This is a genomic window from Micromonospora yongxingensis, from assembly GCF_052601155.1.
Genome location: NZ_JBQXEO010000016.1, coordinates 119,015 through 140,312, shown reverse-complemented (window position 1 = coordinate 140,312; position 21,298 = coordinate 119,015). Strand labels below are relative to the sequence as shown.

The following is a 21,298-nucleotide window of genomic DNA, read 5'->3' as shown; positions in this document are numbered from 1 at the left end:
CCCGTGCGCGCCGGCGACCTGCTGCGGCAGCTGGACCAACGGCTGCTGCCGCCGCTGACCCGGGCCGTGTCCCGGCTGGGTGACCGGTCGGCGCGGTCCGGGGTGCTCACCTGGGCCGCTCTGGTCTCCTCGGCGGCGGTGCTGGCCACCGCCGTCTGGGCGGCCGACGACACCCCGGTCGGCGACCGGACGGTGGGCGAGGTGACCCGGGTCGGGGTGGTCGACGGCGACTCCGTGCCCGGCTACCTGCGGTCCGCCGCCGCCGACCTGGCCGCGCTGCCCACGACGGCGCCGGCCAGCGGGGACGGCACCTACGCCCTGGTCACGCTGGACGCGTACCTGCCACCGCAGCGGCTCGCGGCGGTGCTCGGCGACGTAGGCGTCTCGACGGTCTTCGGGCGGGTGCCGCTGCCCGGCCGGCAGACCGAGATCGTGCGGATTCCCGCGCTGCTGGTGCCGGACGACGTGGTCGCCGGGATGGCCCAGGTCGCCTCCCGCAAGGACACCGAGGCCGCCGACTACCGGGCCAGGGCCGCCGCGGTGACCGGCGACGGCGCCGCCGAGCGGGAGTTGCGCGAGCGGTACGTCAGCGGTGCGGACGTGGCGGCCGCCGAGGCGGAGGCGTACCGCAGCGGCTGCGCCTGCGTCTACGCGGCCGTGGTGCGGGCGACGCCGGGGCTGCTGCGCGGTGTGGCGGCCCGGCCGGACGTGCGGGCGGTCGACCCGGCCCCCGAGGTGTACCGGCTGGACCGCACGGTGTTCACGCCGCCCCTGCCGGAGCAGCGCGACGTGGTCCGTCCGCCGGCCGACAGCGGGCCGACTCCGGAGCCGACCCCGGACCGGCGCGAGGAGCCGGCGTCGGTGACGCCCGCGCCCTCGGCGCCGGTGGGCGAATCGTCGGAACCCGCACCGGTCGTGACGATTCCGTCACCCGGGTTGTCGTCGGTGGCGCCCACCGAGTCCGCCCCGCCGACCGTCACCACCTCCCCGGACGCCACCGGTTCCGCGTCGTTGGCACCCACCCCGTCGTGATCAGCGCCGGGTGGTGTGCGCTCGGTGGTGTGGTCCGAATAGGGTTTCCTTCGTAGCCTGTCAGACGGAGATCGATGGCGCTGGGAGGGCGGGCCGTGGAGGGCAGTGAGACCGGCTGGGGCCGGCCGGCCGAACCAGCGCCGCGGTGGCGGGCATTGCTGGACCGCGCCCGGGGCGGCCGTGCCGCGGAGCAGGCCGAGTCCGAGCGCCCGGCCGACGAACCACCGCCGGAGAACCTGCCCCGGCGCGCGGCCCCCAACGGCTACGCCGGGCGGGCGCAGGCGATCGGGCATCCGGCCGAGCTGTCGTACGGCGCGGAGCCCGGTTACCGGGCCGAGGCGACCTACCGGGTCGACCCCGCCTACCGGGCTGAGCCGGGATACCGGGCGGAGCCGGACTACCGGGCGGAGCCCGCGTACCGGGCTGAACCGGACTACCGGGCGGAGCCCGCTTACCGGGCTGAACCGGACTACCGGGCGGAGCCCGCGTACCGGGCCGAGCCGGACTACCGGGCGGAGCCCGCGTACCGGGCCGAGCCGGCGTACCGGCCGGAGCCGACCTATCGGGCCGAGCCGGCGTACCGGGCGGAGCCCGCTTACCGGGCCGAGCCGGAGCCCGAGCCGCCGCCGCGTCGGTCCGAGCCGGTCGAGTCGCGCTACGCGCTGCTGGACAACGGCTACCGGAACGGCAACCCCCCGGCGGAGTCCCGGTACGCGCTGCTGGAGACCGGCTACCAGCCGGAGACCGGCTATCCCGTGCCCGCGCCGCCTCCCGCCGCGCCGCCCCGGCCGGTCGCACCCGCGCCTCGGGTCGCACCCGCGCCTCGGGTCGCACCCGCGCCGCCGGTCACGCCCGCGCCGCCGGTCGTGCCCCCCGCGCCGCCGGTCACCCCACCGCCCGCTCCGGCGGTCGGCTCGGCGATCGCCGAGCGCGGCTTCCCGCCCCGGATCGAGTGGCGCCCGCAGGGTGCCGACCCGGAGGTGGAGCGGGCCAACGGCGTGCTCCGCCGGGACCTGGGCACCCCTCGGGTGTTCGCGTTCGCCAATCCCAAGGGCGGGGTGCACAAGACGACCGCCACCGTGCTCGCCGCGGCCACGGTCGGCAGTGTCCGCGGGCAGGGCGTGCTGGCCTGGGACGACAACGAGCTGCGCGGCACCCTCGGCCTGCGCGCCGGCAGCGCCCGGCACGCCCGGACCATCCGCCACCTCATCACCGACCTCGCCCAGATCGAGATCCTGGAGGGGGAGACCCTGCTGGAGCGGCTGGACGACTACCTGCGGCACGCCTCCGACGGCTCGTACGACGTGCTGGCCGGCGAGGAGAGCCCGCGCTTCGCCCAGCGGCTGGACCAGTTCACCGTCCGGCGGGTGCTGGAGCTGCTGCGGCGTACCCACGACGTGGTCTGTGTGGACACCGGCAACAACGTGGAGAGCCCCAACTGGCGCACCGTGATGCAGGCCGCCGACCAGCTGGTGGTGACCACCGTGCCCCGTGAGGACGCGGCGTTCAGCGCCGACTGGATGCTCGACCTGCTGCACGAGGAGGGCATGGGCGAGTTGGCCGACAACGCGATCACCCTCATCTCCTGCCCGACGCCGGGTCGCCTGGCCCTCCAGGATGACCTGGAGCGGCACTTCGCCACCCGGACCCGTGGGGTGGCCGTGGTGCCGTACGACCCGGCGCTGGAGACCGGCTCGTCGATCGAGTACCACCAGCTCCAACCGGAGACCCGGCAGGCGTGGCTGCGGGCGGCGGCGATGATGGTGGAGCCGTTCGCCCGGTGAGCTGGTCTGCCGCCACCGGCACCCCGGCCCGCCACGGGGCCTGAGAGGATCATCCGGTGAGCACGGACACCCCCGACCCTGAGCGGCCCGTCGACGAGACCGACCGGCCCGCGCCGCCCGGCGCGTCGGGGGTGACGCCGTCGTCCGCCGAGCCGACGGCCGTGCCACCGCCGGACCGACCGTCGTCGCCGGCCGGGTTCGATCCGGCAGATCCCCTGTCCCCGACCGCGTACGAGGGCTCGCCGGAGCAGAACGTCGACCAGCCGCGTCGCCCACTGCGGGCCGCCGCGACGGTGCTCGGCACCGTGCTCACGCTGGCCGTGCTGGGTGCGCTTCTCGGGCTGCTCTGGGCCGCGCTCGCGCCGGACACCCCGGTGCTCAAGACCGCCGAGGGGGCGATCTACGCCCAGCCGCAGCCGGAGCAGCCGATCGCCGCGGACGGCTGGTTCAGCCTGCTGGGGCTCGCCTTCGGGGCGCTCGCGGCACTCGTCCTGTGGTTCGCGCTGCGCCGGTGGCGCGGCCCGGTCGGGCTGCTCGCCGCCGTGCTGGGCGCGCTGGCCGCCGCGCCGGTCGCCTGGCAGGTCGGGCGGCGGATCGGCCTGGCCACCTTCGACCGGCTGCTGGACACCGCCCCGCCCGGCCGGGCCTTCACCAAACCCGCCGACCTGCGGGCCGGCGGCGTCGACTGGCTGCTCGGCGTGCTGCCGGTGCCGCACGGCAACCTGCTGCTGCCGGCGTTCGGCGCAGCGATCATGTACACCCTGCTGGCCGGCTGGTCGCGCTGGCCGTCCCTGCGCCCGGAGCCCGACCCGGCCCCGTTCAGTTGGGCGTCGGAGGGGACGCCAGCTCCGCCAGCGGCACCGGAACCGCCCGCACCTCGCGCAGCAGAGCCGCCTCGCGATTGAGCAGCCGCAACTCGGCACGGAGCCGGGCGGCCGTGTCGTCGATCGCCAGCAGCCGCTGCCGGTCGTCGACCGTGAGCGCCGCGGTCGCCGCCACCAGGTGGGAGAGCACCGTGGGGTCCTCCGGCAACTGCTCGGAGATCTCCTCCGGATCCGACCGGATCAGGCCGAGGTACTGCCGGAACACCGCGATCACCCGGGCGGCGAGCAGGTCGGCCACCTCGTCCGGCCCGGCCGGCTCGGGCAGCCACTCGACCTCGGCGGTCAGGTAGGGCGCGGAGCGCTCGTCGACGTCGGCGATCCGGAACCGGCGCCGGCCGACCGTGACGATGTCGAAGCCGCCCTCGGACAGCTCGGTCACCTGGCGCAGCTCGGCGGTGCAGCCCACCTCGTGCAGGGTGACGTCTCCGCTGACCGGCATCGCCCGGGCGCCCGGCCCGGCCGGCGGTGCCGCGACCTCCCAGCCGGCCTGGATCGCCACCACCCCGAACTCACGCGGGGTGCCCTCGGGCAGGCCGACAAGGTGCCGGACGAGGGCCTGGTAGCGCTCCTCGAAGATGTGCAGCGGCAACACCAACCCGGGGAAGAGCACCGTTGCGAGCGGGAACACCGGCAGCCGTACGGTCACATGGTCGAGCCTAGTACCGGTGGTCGTGGCCCGGCTCACCGTGGGAACGGACGGGCGGCCCGGGTGGGCCCCCGACCGGCCGCCTAGACTCGCAAGGGTGCTGAGTCGGATCGACCTGCGCGGTGGTCTCGGTGACCCGCGCCGCCTGCTGCCCCGTGCCCAGCTCGACGTGTCCGTGGCCGTCGAGCGGATCCGGCCACTCGTGGAGGCGGTCCGGGAGCATGGGTACCCGGCGATCCGGGAGGCCAGTGAGCGGTTCGACGGCGTCTCCCCGGAGGTGCTGCGGGTGCCGGTCGAGGCGATCGCCGAGGCCGAGGGGGTGCTCGACCCGGAGGTGCGCGCCGCGCTGCTGGAGTCGATCACCCGCGCCCGCCGCGTGCACGACGACCAGCGGCGCACCGAGCACACCACCCAGGTGGTGCCGGGTGGCACGGTCACCGAGCGGTGGCTGCCCGTCGACCGGGTGGGCCTCTACGTACCCGGCGGGTTGGCCATGTACCCGTCGACCGTCGTGATGAACGTGGTGCCGGCCCAGGCGGCCGGGGTGCGCTCGCTGGTGGTGGTCAGCCCGCCGCAGAAGGACAACGGCGGCCTGCCCGACCCCCGGGTGCTCGCCGCGTGCGCGCTGCTCGGCGTCGACGAGGTCTACGCCGTGGGCGGTGCCCAGGCGGTGGCGATGCTGGCGTACGGCGCCGCCGTCGACCCGGCGGGCGACGCGCGCTGCGAGCCGGTCGACCTGGTCACCGGCCCGGGCAACATCTGGGTGACCGCCGCCAAGCGGCTGCTGCGGGGCGTGGTGGGCATCGACGCCGAGGCCGGGCCGACCGAGATCGCCATCCTGGCCGACGACACCGCCGACCCGGCGCACGTCGCCGCCGACCTGATCAGCCAGGCCGAGCACGACCCGCTCGCCGCGAGTGTGCTGGTCACCCCGTCGGAGGCGCTCGTCGGGGCGGTCGAGCGGGAGCTGGCCCGGCAGGTTCCGGCCACCAAGCACACCGAGCGGGTGACCATCGCGCTGACCGGCGAGCAGAGCGGTGTGGTCCTGGTCGACGACCTGGAGGCCGGCCTGCGCGTGGTCGACGCGTACGCGGCCGAGCACCTGGAGATCCAGACGGTCGACGCCCGGACGTGGGCGCTGCGGGTCCGCAACGCCGGGGCGATCTTCGTGGGCGCCTGGTCGCCGGTGTCGCTCGGCGACTACTGCGCCGGCTCCAACCACGTGCTGCCCACCGGCGGCTGCGCCCGGCACTCCTCCGGGTTGTCGGTGCAGTCCTTCCTGCGCGGCGTGCACCTGATCGAATACACCGAGGCCGCGCTGCGCGAGGTTGCCCCGCACGTGGTCACCCTGGCGACCGTGGAGGACCTGCCGGCGCACGGCCAGGCGGTCCGGGCCCGCTTCCCGGGGGGATCGGCGTGAGCACGCTGGACGACCTGCCGATCCGCGACGACCTGCGCGGGCTGTCGCCGTACGGGGCGCCGCAGCTGGACGTGCCGGTGCGGCTGAACACCAACGAGAACTCCTACCCGGTGCCGGAGCCGGTGGTCGAGGCGATCGGCAAGGCACTCGCGGCGGAGCTTCGCGACCTGAACCGCTACCCGGACCGGGACGCCGTGGCGCTGCGCGCCGACCTGGCCGGCTACCTCGGGCACGGGCTCACCGTCGAGCAGGTGTGGGCGGCCAACGGCTCCAACGAGATCCAGCAGCAACTGCTCCAGGCGTTCGGCGGTCCGGGGCGCAGCGCGTTGGGCTTCGTGCCGGCGTACTCGATGCACCCGCTGCTGGCCCTCGGCACCGGCACCCGGTGGGTGCCGGCGCGGCGCGGCGTCGACTTCGGGTTGACCGCCGACGAGGCGGTGGCCGAGGTCCGCGATCACCGGCCCGACGTGGTCTTCCTCTGCTCGCCGAACAACCCCACCGGCACGGCGCTGGACCCGGCGGTGGTCGCCGCGGTGCTCGACGCGGCGCCCGGCATGGTGGTGGTCGACGAGGCGTACGCCGAGTTCGCCCGGCCGGGCACGGTCAGCGCCCTCGCCGTGCTGCCCGGGCACCCGCGGCTCGTGGTCACCCGGACGATGAGCAAGGCGTTCGGCTTCGCGGGCGGGCGGCTGGGCTACCTGGCCGCCGACGCGGCGGTGGTGCAGGCGGTGCAGCTGGTCCGGCTGCCGTACCACCTCTCCGCGCTGACCCAGGCCGCCGCCCGCGCGGCGCTGGCCCACCGCGACGCCCTGCTCGGTACGGTGAGCGCGATCATGGCGCAGCGGGACCGGATCGTGGCGACGCTGCGCGAGCGCGGGTTGCGGGTGGCCGACAGCGACGCGAACTTCGTGCTCTTCGAGACCGGCGGTGACCAGGGCATCGCCTGGCGCGCCCTGCTGGAGCAGGGTGTGCTGGTCCGCGACGTCGGCCTGCCCGGCTGGCTGCGGGTCACCGCCGGCACCCCCGCCGAGACCGACGCCTTCCTTTCTGCAATGGAGAGTGTGTAGTGGGAGCGCGAGGAGTGAGCTTGCGAGCCCCGCAGTCGCGACCGAAAGGCGAGCAATGAGCCGGACCGCCCGGGTGGAGCGGATCACCAAGGAGACCAAGGTCCTCGTCGAGATCGACCTCGACGGCACCGGCACGGCCGAGATCAGCACCGGCGTCGGTTTCTACGACCACATGCTGCACCAGATCGCCCGGCACGGCGGCTACGACCTGACCGTGCGCACCGTGGGTGACCTGGAGATCGACGCGCACCACACGATGGAGGACACCGCGCTCGCCCTGGGCGCCGCGTTCGACCAGGCGCTGGGCGACAAGGCCGGCATCCGGCGGTACGGCTCGGCGACCGTCCCGATGGACGAGGTGCTGGTCCGGGCCGCGGTGGACCTGTCCGGCCGGCCCTACGTGGTGCACGACGAGCCGGCGCTCGCGCCGTACATCGGCCCGGTGTACCCGACCAGCATGACCCGGCACATCTGGGAGTCCTTCGGCCAGGCGGCCCGGATCACCCTGCACGTCGACGTGCTGCGGGCGGCCCGGCCGGGCGGTCACCCGGACGCGCACCACGTGGTGGAGGCGCAGTTCAAGGCGGTCTCCCGCGCGCTGCGCGAGGCCACCGCGATCGACCCCCGCGCGGCGGGTGCGATCCCGAGCACGAAGGGGGCGCTTTGATGAGCGCGAGGAGTGCAGCGCAGCGGAGCCCCGCAGTCGCGAAGGGAAGGGGGCTCTGATGGGTGCGGCGTTGCCGACGTTGTTGCTGATCCTGGCCGGGGTGCTGGTGGGTGGCGCCTGGTCGCTGTACCGGCAGGGTGCCTCGAAGGGCGCCGTGGTGGTCACCGCGGTGCTCGCCGTGCTCGCCACGGTCGGTGGCGTGCTCTGGCTGCTGCCGGGGGAGAACGCGTGAGTGCGGGACGGGTGACGACATGAGCGACGTGGTGGTGCTCGACTACGGCTCGGGCAACCTTCGCTCGGCGGAGCGGGCGCTGGCCGCCGCGGGCGCGGACGTGCGGGTGACCGACGATCTCGCCGCCGCGGCCGCCGCGGATGGTCTGGTCGTGCCGGGGGTGGGTGCCTTCGCCGCGTGCATGGCCGGGATCGAGGCGCTCGGCGCCGGCCCGGTGATCGCCGAGCGGGTGGCCGCCGGCCGGCCGGTCCTCGGCATCTGCGTGGGCATGCAGGTGCTCTTCGAGCACGGTGACGAGCACGGTGTGGTGACCAAAGGGCTCGGGCTGCTGCCCGGCGGGGTGACCCGGCTGGCCGCCACCCGGTTGCCGCACATGGGCTGGAACACGGTCCGGGCGCCCCGGGAGTCGGTGCTCTTCGCGGGTCTGCCGGAGCAGAGCCGGTTCTACTTCGTCCACTCGTACGCGATGGGTGACCCGGCGGCGCTGGCCGCTGCCGGAGCCGTGGTGACCACGGCCCACCACGAGACCGACTTCGTCGCCGGGGTGGAGCGCGGAGCGCTCTCGGCGGCCCAGTTCCACCCGGAGAAGTCCGCCGACACCGGTGCCGCGCTGCTGCGCAACTGGCTCGCCACGCTGTCCAGCGGTGGCTGAGCGTCGTGGCCGCCCGGCGCCCGCCCGGCGGTGGTCCTGGTGAGCCGGGAACGGGCACGCCGTCGCGCGGTACGTGAGGCGGAGCTGGCCCGGGAGCGGGCGGTCCGGCAGCGGCGGGTGGCCCGCCGGCAGCGCCGCCGGGCGCTGGTGCGACGGTTGACGCCGCAGGTGCGTCGGGGGCGGTCGGGCCGGTTGGCTCGGCACACCCGCGGTGAGCGGGCCGCGATCGTGCTGCTCACCGCTGCCGCGGTGATCCTGCTCTGGACGTTCGTCGACGATCTGGCGTTGCGGATCGCCCTGATCGTGCTGCTGCTGCTCGTACTGCCGGCGATCGTCGTGATCGCCCTGGACCGTCGTACCTGACCGAGGAGAAGACGTTGAGCATCACCCTGTTACCCGCCGTGGATGTCGCTGACGGCCGGGCCGTCCGGCTCGTGCAGGGCGCCGTCGGTAGCGAGAGCATCTACGGTGACCCGCTGGACGCCGCGCTGGCGTGGCAGCAGGACGGCGCCGAGTGGATCCACCTGGTCGACCTGGATGCGGCGTTCGGGCGGGGCACCAACGCGCACCTGCTCGCCGAGGTGGTGCGTCAGCTCGACGTGAAGGTGGAGCTTTCCGGCGGCATCCGCGACGACGAGTCGCTGCGCGCGGCGCTGGGCACGGGGGCGGCCCGGGTGAACATCGGCACCGCCGCCCTGGAGGATCCGGTCTGGTGCGACCGGGTGGTGGGGGAGTACGGCGACCGGGTCGCCATCGGGCTGGACGTGCGGGGGCGTACCCTCTCGGCGCGCGGCTGGACCCGTGACGGCGGTGACCTGTACGAGGTGCTGGAGCGGCTGGACAAGGCGGGGGCCAGCCGTTACGTGGTCACCGACATCACGAAGGACGGCACGATGCGCGGGCCGAACCTGGACCTGCTGCGCGAGGTGTGCGCCCGTACCGACGCCCCGGTGATCGCCTCCGGTGGTGTGTCCACGCTGGACGACCTGCGGGCGCTGGCCACGCTGGAGCCGCTCGGGGTGGAGGGCGTGATCGCCGGCAAGGCGCTCTACGCGGGCGCCTTCACGGTGGCCGAGGCGCTGCGGACGCTGGCCGAGGCGTGACGGTCACCCGCCTCGGCTCGGGCGGGCCGTGGGAGCAGCGGTACGGCTACTCGCGGGTGGTCCGGGCCGGTGACCTGGCCTGGACGGCTGGTTGTACGGCCACGGTGGACGGCCGGGTGGTGCATGTCGGGGACGCCGCCGCGCAGACCGCGCAGGCGCTGCGGATCGGGCTGGCGGCGCTCGCCGAGGTGGGCGCGGAGCCGGCTGACGTGGTGCGGACCAGGATGTACGTGACCGACCGGCTGCACGCTGACGAGGTGGGTCGGGCGCACAACGCCGTCTTCGGGGCGGTCCGGCCGGCGGCGACACTGGTGGTGGTGGCGGGTCTGCTGGACCCGGAGCACCTGGTCGAGGTGGAGCTGGAGGCGTACCTCGGCAACCGCTGAGGCGGGGTTGGTCCCTGTCCTGGCCGTTCTTCACCCCGATAAGTTGTGTACAACTTAATTGTGGGCTACGGTTCAACGGTGACCGATGACCTGGTGCTGCGCCGGCAGGTGTGCTTCGCGCTCTACGCCGCGTCGCGTGCCCTGACCGACGTCTACCGGCCGATCCTCGACCGGTTCGGGCTGACCTACCCGCAGTACCTGGTGCTGCTGGTGCTCTGGGAGCGCCCCGACGACGCCCCCACGGTCTCCGAGCTGGGCGCCGAACTGCGGCTGGACTCCGGCACGCTCTCCCCGCTGCTCAAGCGGCTGGAGGGGGCGGGCCTGGTGGTGCGGCGGCGAGCGGCGCGCGACGAGCGGCGGGTCGAGGTGGGTCTCACCGAGCAGGGCCGGGCGCTGCGGCAGCAGGTGGACGACGTCCCGCTACAGATCGCCCGGGCCACCGGGCTCGGCATCGCCGAGCTGGTCGCGCTGCGCGACACCCTCACCCAGGTCACCGACACCATCCACCGACAGAAGGAGCAGTGACCATCATGCAGGTGCTCTACACCGCGTCCGCCACCGCCAGCGGCGACGGCCGGGACGGCCGCGTCGAGACCTCCGACGGCACGTTCGCCCTCGACCTGGCCGTGCCGAAGGAGATGGGTGGCGCCGGCGGCGCTGCCAACCCCGAGCAGCTCTTCGCCGCCGGTTACGCGGCCTGCTTCCACGGCGCGCTGCGCCTGGTCGCCCGCCGGGCGAAGGCCGACGTGACCGGCTCGGTCGTCGCCGCCGAGGTGGGCATCGGCCCGAACGGCAGCGGCGGTTTCGGGCTCACCGTCAAGCTCGTCGTCGACCTGCCCGCCGTGCCCCGCGACGCCGCCGAGCAGCTCGTCGAGCAGGCCCACCAGGTCTGCCCCTACTCCAACGCCACCCGCGGCAACATCGACGTCGCGCTGACCGTCCGCGAGACCCTGGCCGCGTGACGTCCGCGACCCAGGCCCCGACCGCGGACGAGAGGACGACCACCCCGTGACCAGCAACCGTGAGATCCACCTGGCCAGCCGCCCCCGGGGCTGGCCCACCGAGGAGAACTTCCGGCTCGTCGAGACCGACGTCCCGACACCCGGGCCGGGTCAGATCGTGGTCCGCAACCAGTACATGTCGGTCGACCCGTACATGCGTGGCCGGATGAACGACGTCAAGTCGTACGTGCCCCCCTTCGCGCTCGACGCGCCGCTCGACGGCGCCGCGATCGGCGAGGTGGTGGCCAGCGAGGCCGACGGCGTCACCGTCGGCGACACCGTGCTGCACGGGCTGGGCTGGCGGGAGTACGCGCTGCTCGACGCCACCGCCGCCCGCGCGGTCGACCCGAACCTGGCCCCGGTCAGCGCGTACCTCAGCGTGCTCGGCATGACCGGGCTGACGGCGTACGCGGGGCTGCTCGAGGTGGCCGCGATGAAGCCCGGCGAGACGGTGTTCGTCTCCGCCGCCGCCGGGGCGGTGGGCAGCCTGGTCGGCCAGATCGCCAAGCTCAAGGGCGCCGGCCGGGTGGTCGGCAGCGCCGGCTCGCCGGCCAAGGTCGAGCGGCTGCGGGCGCTGGGCTTCGACGCCGCCTTCGACTACCACGACGGGCCGGTCCGCGACTCGTTGCGCGCGGCCGCCCCGGACGGCGTCGACGTCTACTTCGACAACGTCGGCGGCGACCACCTGGAGGCGGCGATCTCGGCCATGAACCTGCACGGTCGGGTCGCCATCTGCGGGATGATCGCGCAGTACAACGACACCGAGCCGCCGGCCGCGCCCCGCAACCTGGCGCTGGTCATCGGCAAGCGGCTCACCCTGCGCGGCTTCCTGGTCAACGACCACAACGACGTGCGGGCGGCGTTCGTGCGCGACGTCGCCGGTTGGCTGCGCGAGGGCCGGCTCTCCTACGACGAGACGATCGTGGACGGCATCGCGAACGCCCCTGCGGCGTTCCTCGGCCTGCTGCGCGGCGAGAACCTGGGCAAGATGCTCGTCCGGGTGTGAGTCCCGATCCGACGCGGGGCGGTGGCCGGCCTCACAGGTCGGTCGCCGCCGCGTGTGCGGAGGATAGGCTCGCGGCATGACGGTGGCGGTGCGCGTGATCCCCTGTCTGGACGTCGATGCCGGGCGGGTGGTCAAGGGGGTCAACTTCCTCGACCTCCGCGACGCCGGCGACCCGGTGGAGCTGGCCGCCGCCTACGACCGGGCCGGCGCGGACGAGCTGACCTTCCTCGATGTCACCGCGTCCTCCAGCGACCGGGGCACGATGCTCGACGTGGTGCGCCGCACCGCCGAGTCGGTGTTCATCCCGTTGACCGTCGGCGGCGGCGTCCGGCAGGTCGCGGACGTGGACACCCTGCTGCGCGCCGGCGCGGACAAGGTCGGCGTGAACACCGCCGCCATCGCCCGCCCCGAGCTGATCGCCGACATCGCCGACCGGTTCGGCCGGCAGGTGCTGGTGCTCTCCCTCGACGTGCGCCGCGCCCCGACCGGCAGCACGCCCAGCGGCTTCGAGGTCACCACGCACGGCGGTCGGCGCGGCACCGGGATCGACGCGGTGCAGTGGGCGCGACGGAGTGCCGAGCTGGGTGCGGGGGAGATCCTGCTCAACTCGATGGACGCCGACGGCACCAAGGCGGGCTTCGACCTGGAGCTGATCGCCGCGGTGCGGGCGGTGGTGGACGTGCCCGTGGTGGCCAGCGGAGGCGCGGGCGAGGTGGCGCACTTCCCGCCGGCGATCGGTGCCGGCGCGGACGCCGTGCTCGCCGCCAGCGTCTTCCACTTCGGTGAGCTGACCGTGACCGAGGTCAAGGACGCGCTGCGCCGCGGCGGCCATCCGGTGCGCTGAGCCGGGTCAGTGCCCGCCGGGGTGACCCTCCGGCGAACGCCGGGGCGTGGGGATCGAGCGGACCACGTACTCCTGGACGGCGGCGGCATGGTCGGCCTCGTCAAGGCTCCAATCGGCGCGACCCGGCGCGTGCCGGCGGCTCAGGACGCCCTGCACGGTGTCCACCATGGTCGCCACCCCGGCGCGTGGCCGGCTGCGCCAGAGCTGCTCCCCGTCAGCGGTGATCCGGAACCACCCGTCGGTGACGCTGACGAGCCCGGCGCCGACCAGCCGCTGGACGGCGGCCTCCACCTCGTGGCGCTGCGGGATCGCCTGATTCAGGTGGTCGGCGGTCGAGAGCACGTCGGTCAGGCGTACGCCCTCCGGCCGGCGGCTGGTCGCCGACCGGCGGTGTCGCCCCGCCCCGCTCGCGATCACCAGCGACACGAAGATCCAGGCGTCCGTCCAGCGCCAACCGTTCTCCCCCATGCAGAGATGATGACGGCGAGCGTCGAGGAAGGGAACACCCACCCACCAACCTGCCCTCAGCAGCACCACGGCGTACGGGTGCGCGAACGGTCGGTGAGGGTTCAGCCGGTCGGGGTGACCGGTGCGACGGGCCCCGGAGCGGGCGCGGTGTCGCCCGGTTCGGGCACCGCGAACAGCGGGATGAAGAACTGCGCCAGCGGGCCGATGGCCAGCGCGTACGCGACGGTGCCCAGGCCGACCGTGCCGCCGAGCAGCCAGCCGAGTGCCAGCACGGTGACCTCGATGGCGGTGCGCACCAGCCGGATCGACCAGCCCGGCCGGCGGGCCACGAAGCCGGTCATCAGCCCGTCGCGCGGGCCGGGGCCCAGCCGGGCACCGAGGTACATGGCGGTGGCGGCACCGTTGGCGACGATCCCGGTGATCAGCAGCGCGATCCGTACGCCGAGCGGGTTGCTGGACGGCAGCAGGGCCAGGGTGGCGTCCACCACGAGGCCGATGACCACGACGTTGCTGACCGTGCCGAGGCCGGGCCGTTGCCGCAGCGGGATCCAGAGCAGCAGCACCAGCGCGCCGACCCCGATGGTGACCGTGCCGAAGGAGAGCTCGGTCAGCTCGGACAGCCCCTGGTGGAACACGTCCCACGGGTCGAGGCCCAGGCCGGAGCGGATCATCAGGGCCATGCTGACCCCGTAGAAGACCAGCCCGACGTAGAGCTGGGTCAGCCGTCGTACCGGCCGGTGCCGCAGATTGCCAATCAGTGCCATGCATGCCACCCTAGGTGCCAATCCTCCCGGAGGAAGAAGCCAATATCCGAGGAGTGGTCGTGACGGGTGAGGTGCGGGGCGTCCAATTGGCGCGTCTGCTGGGGCAGTGGCACGCCCTGCCCGGCCGCCGGCGCAGCCCCGACTACGCCGCCCTCGCCGGCACGGTTCGCGGGTTGCTCGCCGACGGCCGACTGCCGCTGGGCGTCCGCCTGCCGGCCGAGCGGGAGCTGGCCGAGGCCCTGCGGATCAGCCGGACCACGGTGACCGCCGCGTACCGGCAGCTGCGCGAGACCGGGCACCTGGCCAGCCGTCGGGGCGCCGGGAGCTGGACCATGCTGCCCGGCAACCACCGGGTGGCCAGCACCGGCCTGTGGACCCCGCTCGACGACCGGGAGATGATCGACCTCGGCGTCGCCGCCCTGGCAGCCCCGCCGCAACTGCTGGCCGCCGCCCGGGCCGCCGCCGAGGACCTGCCCCGCTATCTGGGCGGGGCCGGCTACCACCCGACCGGCATCATCGAGCTGCGCGAGGCGGTGGCCGACGGGTACACCGCCCGGGGTCTGCCCACCTCGGCCGACCAGATCATGGTCACCAGCGGCACCCAGCACGCACTGGACCTGGTGCTACGGCTCGCCCTGGTCCCCGGCGGCAGCGTGCTGGTCGAGTCACCGACCTACCCCAACGCGCTGGCCGCGCTGGCCGGCCGACGGGCCCGGATCACCACCCACGGCCTGGCCGCCGAGGCCGGCGGCTGGGACTCCGACCTGCTGCTGGGCAGCCTCCGGCAGACCCGGCCCAAGCTGGCCTACCTGATCCCGGAGTTCCAGAACCCGACCGGTCACCTGATGCCGGCCGCGCTGCGCGAGCGGGTGGTGGCCGCCGCCCACGCCGCCGGCACCGACCTGATCGTCGACGAGTCCTTCGTGGACCTGCCCCTGGACGGCACCGAGCTGCCCCCGCCGACCGCCACCTTCGACCGGCACTCCCGGGTGATCAGCATCGGCGGGATGAGCAAGCCGTACTGGGGTGGACTGCGGATCGGCTGGGTGCGCGCCTCCGCGCCGCAGGTCCAGCGGCTGGCCGCCGTCCGGGTCGGTGTGGACATGGCGAGCCCGGTGCTGGACCAACTGGTCGCGGTGCACCTGCTGGCCGACGCGCCGGCCATCGTCGCGGACCGCCGCCTCCAGCTCGCCGCACAGCGCGACGCGCTGCTCGGCGCCCTGGAGCACCGGCTGCCGGACTGGCGGGTCACCGTGCCGCGTGGAGGCGTGACGCTCTGGGCCGAGCTGGACGGCCCGGTCTCCAGCGCGCTGGCCCGAGCCGCCGAGGAGGTCGGCGTCCGGCTGGCGCCCGGCCCCCGGTTCGGTCTCGACGGCACCCTGGAGCGCTTCCTGCGGCTGCCGTTCACCCTGCCCGCGGCCGACCTGGTGGAGGCCGTCGGGCGGATCGCCGCGGTCCGTTACGACCTGGACCGCACCGGCCGGCAGCGGTGGCGCGAGCCCGCCGTCATCGCCTGAGCCCGGCCGCGCCTGCCTGCGGTGCCGGCTGAAACGCCGGTGGCCCCGCACCCTGGTGGGTGCGGGGCCGCCGGCGGTCGACTCAGGGCTCGGCTCAGAGCTCGGCGAGGGTGCCCGCGTACATCCGGTCGATCTCGGCGGCGAAGTTACTCTCCACACCGCGTCGCTTGATCTTCAGCGACGGGGTGATCTCGCCGTGCTCGATGGTCAGGTCGCGCGGCAGGATCGCCACCTTCTTGATCGTCTCCCAGCGGTTGAGCTTGGCGTTGAGCTGGGCGACGTACTCCTCGACCATCGCCTGGGCCTCCGGTGAGGCGACGATGTCGGTGTAGTCGCGGCCCTCCAGCGGGCCGCCGGCGACCCAGCCCCGGATCGCGTCCGGGTCCAGGGTGACCAGCATCGTGCAGAAGTTGCGGGCCTGCCCGATGACGATCGCCTGCGAGGTGTACGGGCAGATGGCCTTGAACATCCCCTCGATGTGCGAGGGCGCGATGTACTTGCCGCCCGAGGTCTTGACCAGGTCCTTCTTCCGGTCGGTGATCCGCAGGTAGCCCTGCTCGTCGAGGCTGCCGATGTCGCCGGTGCGGAAGAAGCCGTCCTCGGTGAACGCGGCGGCGGTCTCCTCCGGCAGGTTGTGGTAGCCGCGCATCACCGGCCGGCCACGGACCAGGATTTCCCCGTCGGAGTCGATCCGGCACTCCAGATCGCCCATCGCCTTGCCGACCGTGCCGATCCGCAGCCCGGAGGGTGGGTTGACGAAGTTGCCGGCGCTGGTCTCGGTGAGGCCGTAGCCCTCGGAGATCGGCAGGTTGGCGGCGGCGAAGAAGGTGGCGATCTCGGGGCTGAGTGGAGCGGCACCGGAGACCAGCACCCGCATCCGGCCACCCAGACGGGCCTGGAGCTTGCTGAAGACCAGCTTCTCGGCCACCCCGTAGCGCAGCTTCAGCCCGGCGGGCACCGGCTTGCCGGCCTGCTCCAGGGCCACCTTCTCCTTGCCGACCCGGACGCCCCAGGCGAAGATCTTCGCCTTCGCGCCGCCGGCGCCCTGCGCGGTGGTCACGGCCTTGTTGTAGACCTTCTCGAACACCCGGGGTGCGCCGCACATCAACGTCGGCCGGATCACCGAGAGCAGGTCGACGAGCTTCTCCACCCGCCCGTCGACGTAGGTGGGCAGGCCGACGTGGATGGCACCGCAGAGCAGCGTCTTGCCGAACGAGTGGGACAGCGGCAGCCACAGGTACTGCAGGTCGTCGTCGCGCAGCAGCCCGACCTCGGCCTGCGCCACGGCCTCCCAGCACCAGCCGCCGTGCAGCAGCTCGACGCCCTTGGGCCGACCGGTGGTGCCGGAGGTGTAGATCAGGGTGGCCAGGTGCTCCGGGCCGATGCCGGCCACCAGCATGTCGATCAGATCCGGCTCGGCGGCCAGCGCTCGGGTGCCCCGCTCCTCCAGGTCGGCGAGGGTGAGCTGGGGGACCGCGGCGGCCTCGTCGGCGACGCCGTCGAGGAGCACCACGTGGGTCAACGCGGGCAGGTCGGCGCCGGAGATCTTGGCTGCCTGGGCCGGGTTCTCCGCGAACAGCACCCGGGAGCCGGAGTCGGCGATGATGTAGGTCGCGTCCGCCGGTTCGGTGGTCGGGTAGACCGTGGTGGTGGCCCCGCCGGCGCACATGATGCCGAGGTCGGCGATCACCCACTCCAGCCGGGTGTTGGCGAGGATCGCGACCGGATCCTCCTGGCCGACGCCCAGGCCGTGCAGGCCGGCGGCGACGGCCTTGGCACGCTGGCCGACCTGGTCCCAGGTCAGCCAGACGGGACCCGAGTCGTCCGGGTTCGGTGAGGCGAAGGCGTGCCGGTCGGGGGTGGCCGCCACGCGCTTGAGGAACATGTCCGGGATGGAGCGGTACGGGACATCGAGAGCCATCGCTGTAGCCGCCTTCGGGGGTGGTGGCGTGACGATCGTCACGTCATAGTGGTTACCGAAGAGTATTGCCTGCCACCGGGCATCGGCTAGCCCCGGTGATCGTCCGGCCCACCCGTCCCACCAACCGGTACGACCGGATCAGGCGTACCGGGCGGCCACCAGTGACCAGTCGTAGGTTGCCCGGACCCAGTTGCGCCGGGCGGCGAGTGCCGGGCGCAGCCCGTCGTCCCCGCCGGCCAGCAGCGCCTGCTCCGCGGCCAGATACTCCGCCAACCCCCGGTTGAAGCGGTCGGCCGCCGCCTGCAGGGCGTCCGACTCGTCCGTGCCGCTCTCCTGGGCGATCACCGTCACCAGGTTGTGCGCGTCCGGGTCGGCCCGGCTCTCCTTGCCGTAGGAGAAGAGGTCGTTGCACCAGCAGACCAGGTCGACCGCCAGCAGATCCAGGGTGACCATCGCCGGGTCGGCGCGCCGGGTTGGCCCGGGCGGCTCCTCGGACGCCAGGTCGGTCAGGGTGAGGCAGGGGTGTACGCCGCCGATGTGCCGACGCAGTTGGACGTACTCCGCCACCTCGGGCACCCGCCGGCGCTCCCGGTTGGTCGCCTCCCAGAGCAGTGCCAGCAGGTACTCACGCAGTTGGCTGACGAAGCGCAGCAGCAGCGCCGGGCTTCCCTGCGCCCGGGCGCGGCGGCACAGGTCGTGCAGCGCGTCACCCAGCGGCCCCGCGGCCGGCGGGATGACGTCCGGGTCGCCGCACCGGTCCAGCACGTCGAGCAGAGTGCTGATCGCCGGTGCCAGTCGACCCGGATCGGCGCCGAGGCCGTCCTCGTCGCAGGCGTCATCCATGACGAAGAGCCAGGAGATCAGGTCGGTGAGCAGTCGTAACCCGTCCACCGGCCCGTCCGGGCAGGCGCGACCGGCCAGGCCGGCGGCATCCGCCCTCTCCAGCCGGTGAACCCGGTGTCCGGTATCGACCAGCCCGAACACGCGCGCCCACTCGACGCTCTCCCTCGCCACCCGATCCGTGGCCTCATGGCGCCCCGCCGCGAAGGGAGGCTCCTCCAGCGCCGAGATTGCGAAACTCCGCATGGTCCGCCCCCACTCGTGCCGCCCCGGCGCGGAACGGCGCGGTGAAGCGTACGGGAGCAGAGATCGGTCCGGATCGCTGGGTGTGGCGCGTTCCACAGAGAACGAGTGACCGATTAGGTACAGACAGTTACATGCCCAGGCTGGCGTTGCGCAGCCGCTGCGCTGCCGACGCCGGACCGTCCACCTGGACGCGCGCCACCCGTTGCCGGCCGGAGAGGAACAGCACCAGCTCGCCCGGGGCGCCGACCACCCGCAGCGGCTCGCCGCCACGGCCGACGGAGATCTTGCCGTAGCCGGGGGCCTGCACATAGAGATCCGCAGGGAAGCGACGCAGCGCCAGCCGGGCGAGCGGGGCGGCCCGCTTCCAGAGCGCGGCCTGCAGGCCGGGCGGCAGCTCCCGCGGCAGCCAGCCCGAGCCGGCCCGCCGCACGTCCTCGTGGTGGATGAAGAACTCCATCGTGTTGGCCAGCTCGTCGGTCACCGGATTGCTGACCGGGCTCCACACCGGCGGCCGGCGCACCTGTGCCACCAGCTCGGGGTACGGCCGCGCGGCCAGCCGGAGACGGACCCGCTCGGCGTACCCGCGCAGCGGCGCCACCAGGAGCCCGCCCGCCGCGTCCGGGCGACGTTCCCGCAGCACCAGGTGCGCGGCGAGGTCACGGGTCGCCCAGCCCTCGTTGATCGTCGGGGCGTCCGGCCCGGAGGCCAGGAGGAGATCGGCCAGCGCCTCGCGCTCGGCTCGGGCGTACCGCGGCATGGCCCGATGGTAGGCCGGGTCGTCCCCCGGCGCGCGGCAGTGGATGTCACGTCGCCATAGCGGTCCGCGCCGTCGGCCGGTACGTGACGGTCGACATATCCGGTCCGGGTCGGCGCGGGTGGTCGGGACCGGTAAGGATGAGGGAGATAATTGCGGCTTACGGCGGGGGAGAGCGTGGCGAGCAAGACAAGTCGGGATGTGCTCGGCCGGGGGCTGGGGGTCCTCCGGCAGGCGATCCGGGAGCAGCCGCGGATCTTCACGGTGGCGGTGGTCGGCAGCGTGCTGTTCGGCTCGATGGTCATCGTCAGCGCGTACGTGGTCGGCGGGGTCGTCGGCGACGTGGTGGTGCCGGCCATCGCCCGGGGCGAGGTGGCCACCGGAACCCTGGCGCTGGCCGCGGTCGCGCTGTTCGGGATCAGCGTGCTGCGGGTGGTGGGGATCTTCGGCCGCCGGCTCGGCGCCGGCTACATGCAGTACCGCCTCCAGGCCGCCTACCGCCGCCGGGTCACCCGCCGCTACCTGGACCTGCCGCTGTCCTGGCACCACCGCAACGCCACCGGCACCCTGCTGTCCAACGCCAACTCCGACGTCGAGGCGGCCTGGTACCCGATCGCGCCGCTGCCGTTCGCCGTCGGCACGCTGGTCATGTTGGTCGGCGCGATCGTCTCGCTCTTCGCCACCGACTGGGCGCTGGCCCTGGTCGGCCTCGCCGTCTTTCCCGCGCTGTTCGCGCTCAACGTGGTCTACTCCCGCCGGATGGCGCCCCGCCAGGCGCGGGCGCAGCGGCTGCGTGCCGAGGTCAGCGAGATCGCCCACGAGAGCTTCGACGGCGCGCTGGTGGTCAAGACGATGGGCCGCGAGGCGCAGGAGACCGCCCGCTTCTCCGGCCGCGCCGGTGAGCTGCGCGACGCGCTGATCTCGGTCGGCCGGCTGCGCGGCGTCTTCGACCCGCTGCTGGAGACGCTGCCCAGCCTCGGGACGCTCGCCGTGCTGGTGGTCGGGGCGTTCCGGCTGCGGCAGGGCGCGATCACCGTCACCGAACTGGTCAGCGTGGCCTTCCTCTTCACCGTCCTGGCCTTCCCGGTGCGGGCCATCGGTTGGGTGCTGGCCGAGCTGCCGCGCAGCGTCGCCGGCTGGGACCGGGTCCGCCGGGTCCTCGACGCCACCGGCGAGATGCCGTACGGGCAGCGGGTGCTCGACCCGGCCACCCCGGGGCCGGCCACCCTCACCTTCACCGACGTGCACTTCTCCTACCCGCCCGCCGAGGCGCACCAGCCCGGCGCGCAGGTGCTCGGCGAGGTCGGGTTCACGGTTCCCGCCGGGCGGACGGTGGCCCTGGTCGGGCCGACCGGCGCGGGCAAGTCCACCATCGCCTCCCTGGCGGTGCGCCTGGTCGACCCGGACGCCGGCCGCGTCGAGCTGGACGGGGTGGACGTACGCGAGCTGACCGCCGCGTCGCTGGCCGGCACCGTGGCCCTGGTCGCCCAGGTGCCGTTCGTCTTCGACGACACCGTCCGGGCCAACATCTCCCTCGACCGGCCGGGCATCGACGACGAGGACGTCTGGGCGGCGCTGCGGCTGGCCGAGGCGGACGGGTTCGTCGCCGCACTGCCCGACGGGCTGGACACCATGGTCGGCGAGCGGGGCACCTCGCTCTCCGGCGGGCAGCGGCAGCGGCTCACCCTGGCCCGCGCGCTGGCCGGTCGGCCGCGCCTGCTGGTCCTCGACGACGCGACCAGCGCGGTGGACCCGCGGGTGGAGGCGGCCATCCTGGCGGGGCTGCGCTCGTCGGCGTCCCAGCCGGGGGTGCCGGCCGCGTCGATCCTGGTGGTGGCGTACCGCCGGGCCACGATCGCGTTGGCCGACGAGGTCATCTACGTGGAGCAGGGGCGGGTGGTGGCGCGGGGTACGCACACCGAGCTGCTGGCCACCGTGCCCGGCTACGCCGACCTGGTCACCGCCTACGAGCAGGCGGAGGTCGACCGCGCGCAGGAACAGCCGTACGAGGACGAGGTCGCCCCACTGCCGTCGGGCCTGGAGATCGAGGTGGACCGGTGAGCG

Annotated in this window: 23 protein-coding genes; 17 read left to right on the top strand and 6 right to left on the bottom strand. The window is 74.1% G+C overall.

The window, feature by feature from the left end:
• The first annotated feature begins 3 nt into the window (after positions 1-3).
• The 3 genes from ACTWLT_RS20230 (at position 4) to ACTWLT_RS20220 (ending at position 3,721) form a co-directional block, all read left to right on the top strand.
• Positions 4-1,032 carry a hypothetical protein gene (locus ACTWLT_RS20230; RefSeq protein WP_445319734.1) on the top strand — a complete coding sequence of 343 codons (1,029 nt, stop codon included), beginning with the start codon at positions 4-6 and terminating at the stop codon, positions 1,030-1,032.
• Positions 1,033-1,106: 74 nt separating this feature from the next.
• A complete protein-coding gene (locus tag ACTWLT_RS20225) occupies positions 1,107-2,816 on the top strand; it encodes a MinD/ParA family ATP-binding protein (protein ID WP_445319733.1) in 1,710 nt (569 codons plus the stop codon).
• Positions 2,817-2,872: 56 nt separating this feature from the next.
• Positions 2,873-3,721 carry a DUF2567 domain-containing protein gene (locus ACTWLT_RS20220; RefSeq protein ID WP_445319732.1) on the top strand — a complete coding sequence of 283 codons (849 nt, stop codon included), beginning with the start codon at positions 2,873-2,875 and terminating at the stop codon, positions 3,719-3,721.
• Here ACTWLT_RS20220 and ACTWLT_RS20215 read toward each other — a convergent pair.
• Positions 3,636-4,346, bottom strand: a complete 711-nt coding sequence (locus tag ACTWLT_RS20215) for an LON peptidase substrate-binding domain-containing protein (RefSeq protein WP_252418449.1) — start codon at positions 4,344-4,346, stop codon at positions 3,636-3,638. The genes ACTWLT_RS20220 and ACTWLT_RS20215 overlap by 86 nt on opposite strands.
• Positions 4,347-4,443: 97 nt before the next feature.
• Here ACTWLT_RS20215 and hisD point away from each other — a divergent pair, with 97 nt between their 5' ends.
• From hisD to hisF, 12 genes are all read left to right on the top strand, one after another.
• A complete protein-coding gene (gene hisD / locus ACTWLT_RS20210) occupies positions 4,444-5,766 on the top strand; it encodes a histidinol dehydrogenase (RefSeq protein ID WP_445319731.1) in 1,323 nt (440 codons plus the stop codon).
• Positions 5,763-6,833, top strand: coding sequence for a histidinol-phosphate transaminase (locus ACTWLT_RS20205; RefSeq protein WP_445319730.1), 1,071 nt, complete (start codon positions 5,763-5,765; stop codon positions 6,831-6,833). Before hisD ends, ACTWLT_RS20205 begins: the two co-directional genes overlap by 4 nt.
• Before the next feature lie 55 nt (positions 6,834-6,888).
• Entirely contained in the window at positions 6,889-7,500 is a 612-nt protein-coding gene (hisB, locus tag ACTWLT_RS20200) for an imidazoleglycerol-phosphate dehydratase HisB (protein ID WP_109820540.1), read from the top strand.
• 58 nt (positions 7,501-7,558) lie between these two features.
• Entirely contained in the window at positions 7,559-7,732 is a 174-nt protein-coding gene (locus tag ACTWLT_RS20195) for a CG2302 family histidine operon protein (RefSeq protein ID WP_252418446.1), read from the top strand.
• A 19-nt stretch (positions 7,733-7,751) separates the two neighbouring features.
• A complete protein-coding gene (gene hisH, locus ACTWLT_RS20190; protein WP_252418445.1) occupies positions 7,752-8,384 on the top strand; it encodes an imidazole glycerol phosphate synthase subunit HisH in 633 nt (210 codons plus the stop codon).
• 39 nt (positions 8,385-8,423) lie between these two features.
• On the top strand, positions 8,424-8,747 hold the full coding sequence (locus tag ACTWLT_RS20185; protein ID WP_252418444.1) for a hypothetical protein: 324 nt from the start codon (positions 8,424-8,426) through the stop codon (positions 8,745-8,747).
• Between the two features lie 14 nt (positions 8,748-8,761).
• Positions 8,762-9,487, top strand: coding sequence for a bifunctional 1-(5-phosphoribosyl)-5-((5-phosphoribosylamino)methylideneamino)imidazole-4-carboxamide isomerase/phosphoribosylanthranilate isomerase PriA (gene priA, locus ACTWLT_RS20180; RefSeq protein WP_445319729.1), 726 nt, complete (start codon positions 8,762-8,764; stop codon positions 9,485-9,487).
• Positions 9,484-9,873 (top strand): RidA family protein, encoded by a 390-nt coding sequence (locus ACTWLT_RS20175; RefSeq protein ID WP_445319728.1) that lies wholly within the window; start codon positions 9,484-9,486, stop codon positions 9,871-9,873. Before priA ends, ACTWLT_RS20175 begins: the two co-directional genes overlap by 4 nt.
• Positions 9,874-9,951: 78 nt before the next feature.
• On the top strand, positions 9,952-10,398 hold the full coding sequence (locus tag ACTWLT_RS20170) for a MarR family winged helix-turn-helix transcriptional regulator (protein ID WP_445319727.1): 447 nt from the start codon (positions 9,952-9,954) through the stop codon (positions 10,396-10,398).
• Between the two features lie 5 nt (positions 10,399-10,403).
• Complete coding sequence (locus ACTWLT_RS20165; RefSeq protein WP_256483130.1) at positions 10,404-10,835, top strand: organic hydroperoxide resistance protein; 432 nt, start codon at positions 10,404-10,406, stop codon at positions 10,833-10,835.
• 46 nt (positions 10,836-10,881) lie between these two features.
• Positions 10,882-11,880 (top strand): NADP-dependent oxidoreductase, encoded by a 999-nt coding sequence (locus ACTWLT_RS20160; RefSeq protein ID WP_445319726.1) that lies wholly within the window; start codon positions 10,882-10,884, stop codon positions 11,878-11,880.
• A 76-nt stretch (positions 11,881-11,956) separates the two neighbouring features.
• Positions 11,957-12,724, top strand: coding sequence for an imidazole glycerol phosphate synthase subunit HisF (gene hisF / locus ACTWLT_RS20155; protein WP_445319725.1), 768 nt, complete (start codon positions 11,957-11,959; stop codon positions 12,722-12,724).
• A 6-nt stretch (positions 12,725-12,730) separates the two neighbouring features.
• Here the strand turns inward: hisF and ACTWLT_RS20150 are convergent, their stop codons facing one another.
• The gene (locus ACTWLT_RS20150) at positions 12,731-13,192 is read right to left on the bottom strand and encodes a hypothetical protein (protein WP_252418437.1); all 462 of its coding nucleotides are present in this window, start codon (positions 13,190-13,192) and stop codon (positions 12,731-12,733) included.
• A gap of 101 nt (positions 13,193-13,293) precedes the next feature.
• Complete coding sequence (gene yczE, locus ACTWLT_RS20145) at positions 13,294-13,956, bottom strand: membrane protein YczE (protein WP_445319724.1); 663 nt, start codon at positions 13,954-13,956, stop codon at positions 13,294-13,296.
• Positions 13,957-14,015: 59 nt separating this feature from the next.
• Between yczE and yczR the strand changes: the two genes are divergently transcribed.
• A complete protein-coding gene (gene yczR / locus ACTWLT_RS20140) occupies positions 14,016-15,473 on the top strand; it encodes a MocR-like transcription factor YczR (RefSeq protein ID WP_445319723.1) in 1,458 nt (485 codons plus the stop codon).
• A 94-nt stretch (positions 15,474-15,567) separates the two neighbouring features.
• Here yczR and ACTWLT_RS20135 read toward each other — a convergent pair whose 3' ends face one another.
• From ACTWLT_RS20135 to ACTWLT_RS20125, 3 genes are all read right to left on the bottom strand, one after another.
• Complete coding sequence (locus tag ACTWLT_RS20135; protein WP_445319722.1) at positions 15,568-17,394, bottom strand: AMP-dependent synthetase/ligase; 1,827 nt, start codon at positions 17,392-17,394, stop codon at positions 15,568-15,570.
• Between the two features lie 138 nt (positions 17,395-17,532).
• Entirely contained in the window at positions 17,533-18,480 is a 948-nt protein-coding gene (locus ACTWLT_RS20130; RefSeq protein ID WP_445319721.1) for a terpene synthase family protein, read from the bottom strand.
• Positions 18,481-18,607: 127 nt separating this feature from the next.
• Positions 18,608-19,237, bottom strand: a complete 630-nt coding sequence (locus ACTWLT_RS20125; RefSeq protein WP_445319720.1) for a TIGR03085 family metal-binding protein — start codon at positions 19,235-19,237, stop codon at positions 18,608-18,610.
• 174 nt (positions 19,238-19,411) lie between these two features.
• Here ACTWLT_RS20125 and ACTWLT_RS20120 point away from each other — a divergent pair, with 174 nt between their 5' ends.
• A complete protein-coding gene (locus ACTWLT_RS20120) occupies positions 19,412-21,295 on the top strand; it encodes an ABC transporter ATP-binding protein (protein ID WP_445319719.1) in 1,884 nt (627 codons plus the stop codon).
• The last annotated feature ends 3 nt before the right edge of the window (positions 21,296-21,298 follow it).

What these genes read in the sequence shown, in the direction of transcription:
- ACTWLT_RS20165 (WP_256483130.1), top strand. Translation starts at nt 10,404, where the DNA reads ATGCAGGTGCTCTACACCGCGTCCGCCACCGCCAGCGGCGACGGCCGG.
- hisH (WP_252418445.1), top strand. Translation starts at nt 7,752, where the DNA reads ATGAGCGACGTGGTGGTGCTCGACTACGGCTCGGGCAACCTTCGCTCG.
- yczE (WP_445319724.1), bottom strand. Translation starts at nt 13,956, where the DNA reads ATGGCACTGATTGGCAATCTGCGGCACCGGCCGGTACGACGGCTGACC.
- ACTWLT_RS20195 (WP_252418446.1), top strand. Translation starts at nt 7,559, where the DNA reads ATGGGTGCGGCGTTGCCGACGTTGTTGCTGATCCTGGCCGGGGTGCTG.
- ACTWLT_RS20150 (WP_252418437.1), bottom strand. Translation starts at nt 13,192, where the DNA reads ATGGGGGAGAACGGTTGGCGCTGGACGGACGCCTGGATCTTCGTGTCG.
- ACTWLT_RS20130 (WP_445319721.1), bottom strand. Translation starts at nt 18,480, where the DNA reads ATGCGGAGTTTCGCAATCTCGGCGCTGGAGGAGCCTCCCTTCGCGGCG.
- ACTWLT_RS20125 (WP_445319720.1), bottom strand. Translation starts at nt 19,237, where the DNA reads ATGCCGCGGTACGCCCGAGCCGAGCGCGAGGCGCTGGCCGATCTCCTC.
- hisF (WP_445319725.1), top strand. Translation starts at nt 11,957, where the DNA reads ATGACGGTGGCGGTGCGCGTGATCCCCTGTCTGGACGTCGATGCCGGG.
- ACTWLT_RS20135 (WP_445319722.1), bottom strand. Translation starts at nt 17,394, where the DNA reads ATGGCTCTCGATGTCCCGTACCGCTCCATCCCGGACATGTTCCTCAAG.
- hisB (WP_109820540.1), top strand. Translation starts at nt 6,889, where the DNA reads ATGAGCCGGACCGCCCGGGTGGAGCGGATCACCAAGGAGACCAAGGTC.
- ACTWLT_RS20225 (WP_445319733.1), top strand. Translation starts at nt 1,107, where the DNA reads ATGGCGCTGGGAGGGCGGGCCGTGGAGGGCAGTGAGACCGGCTGGGGC.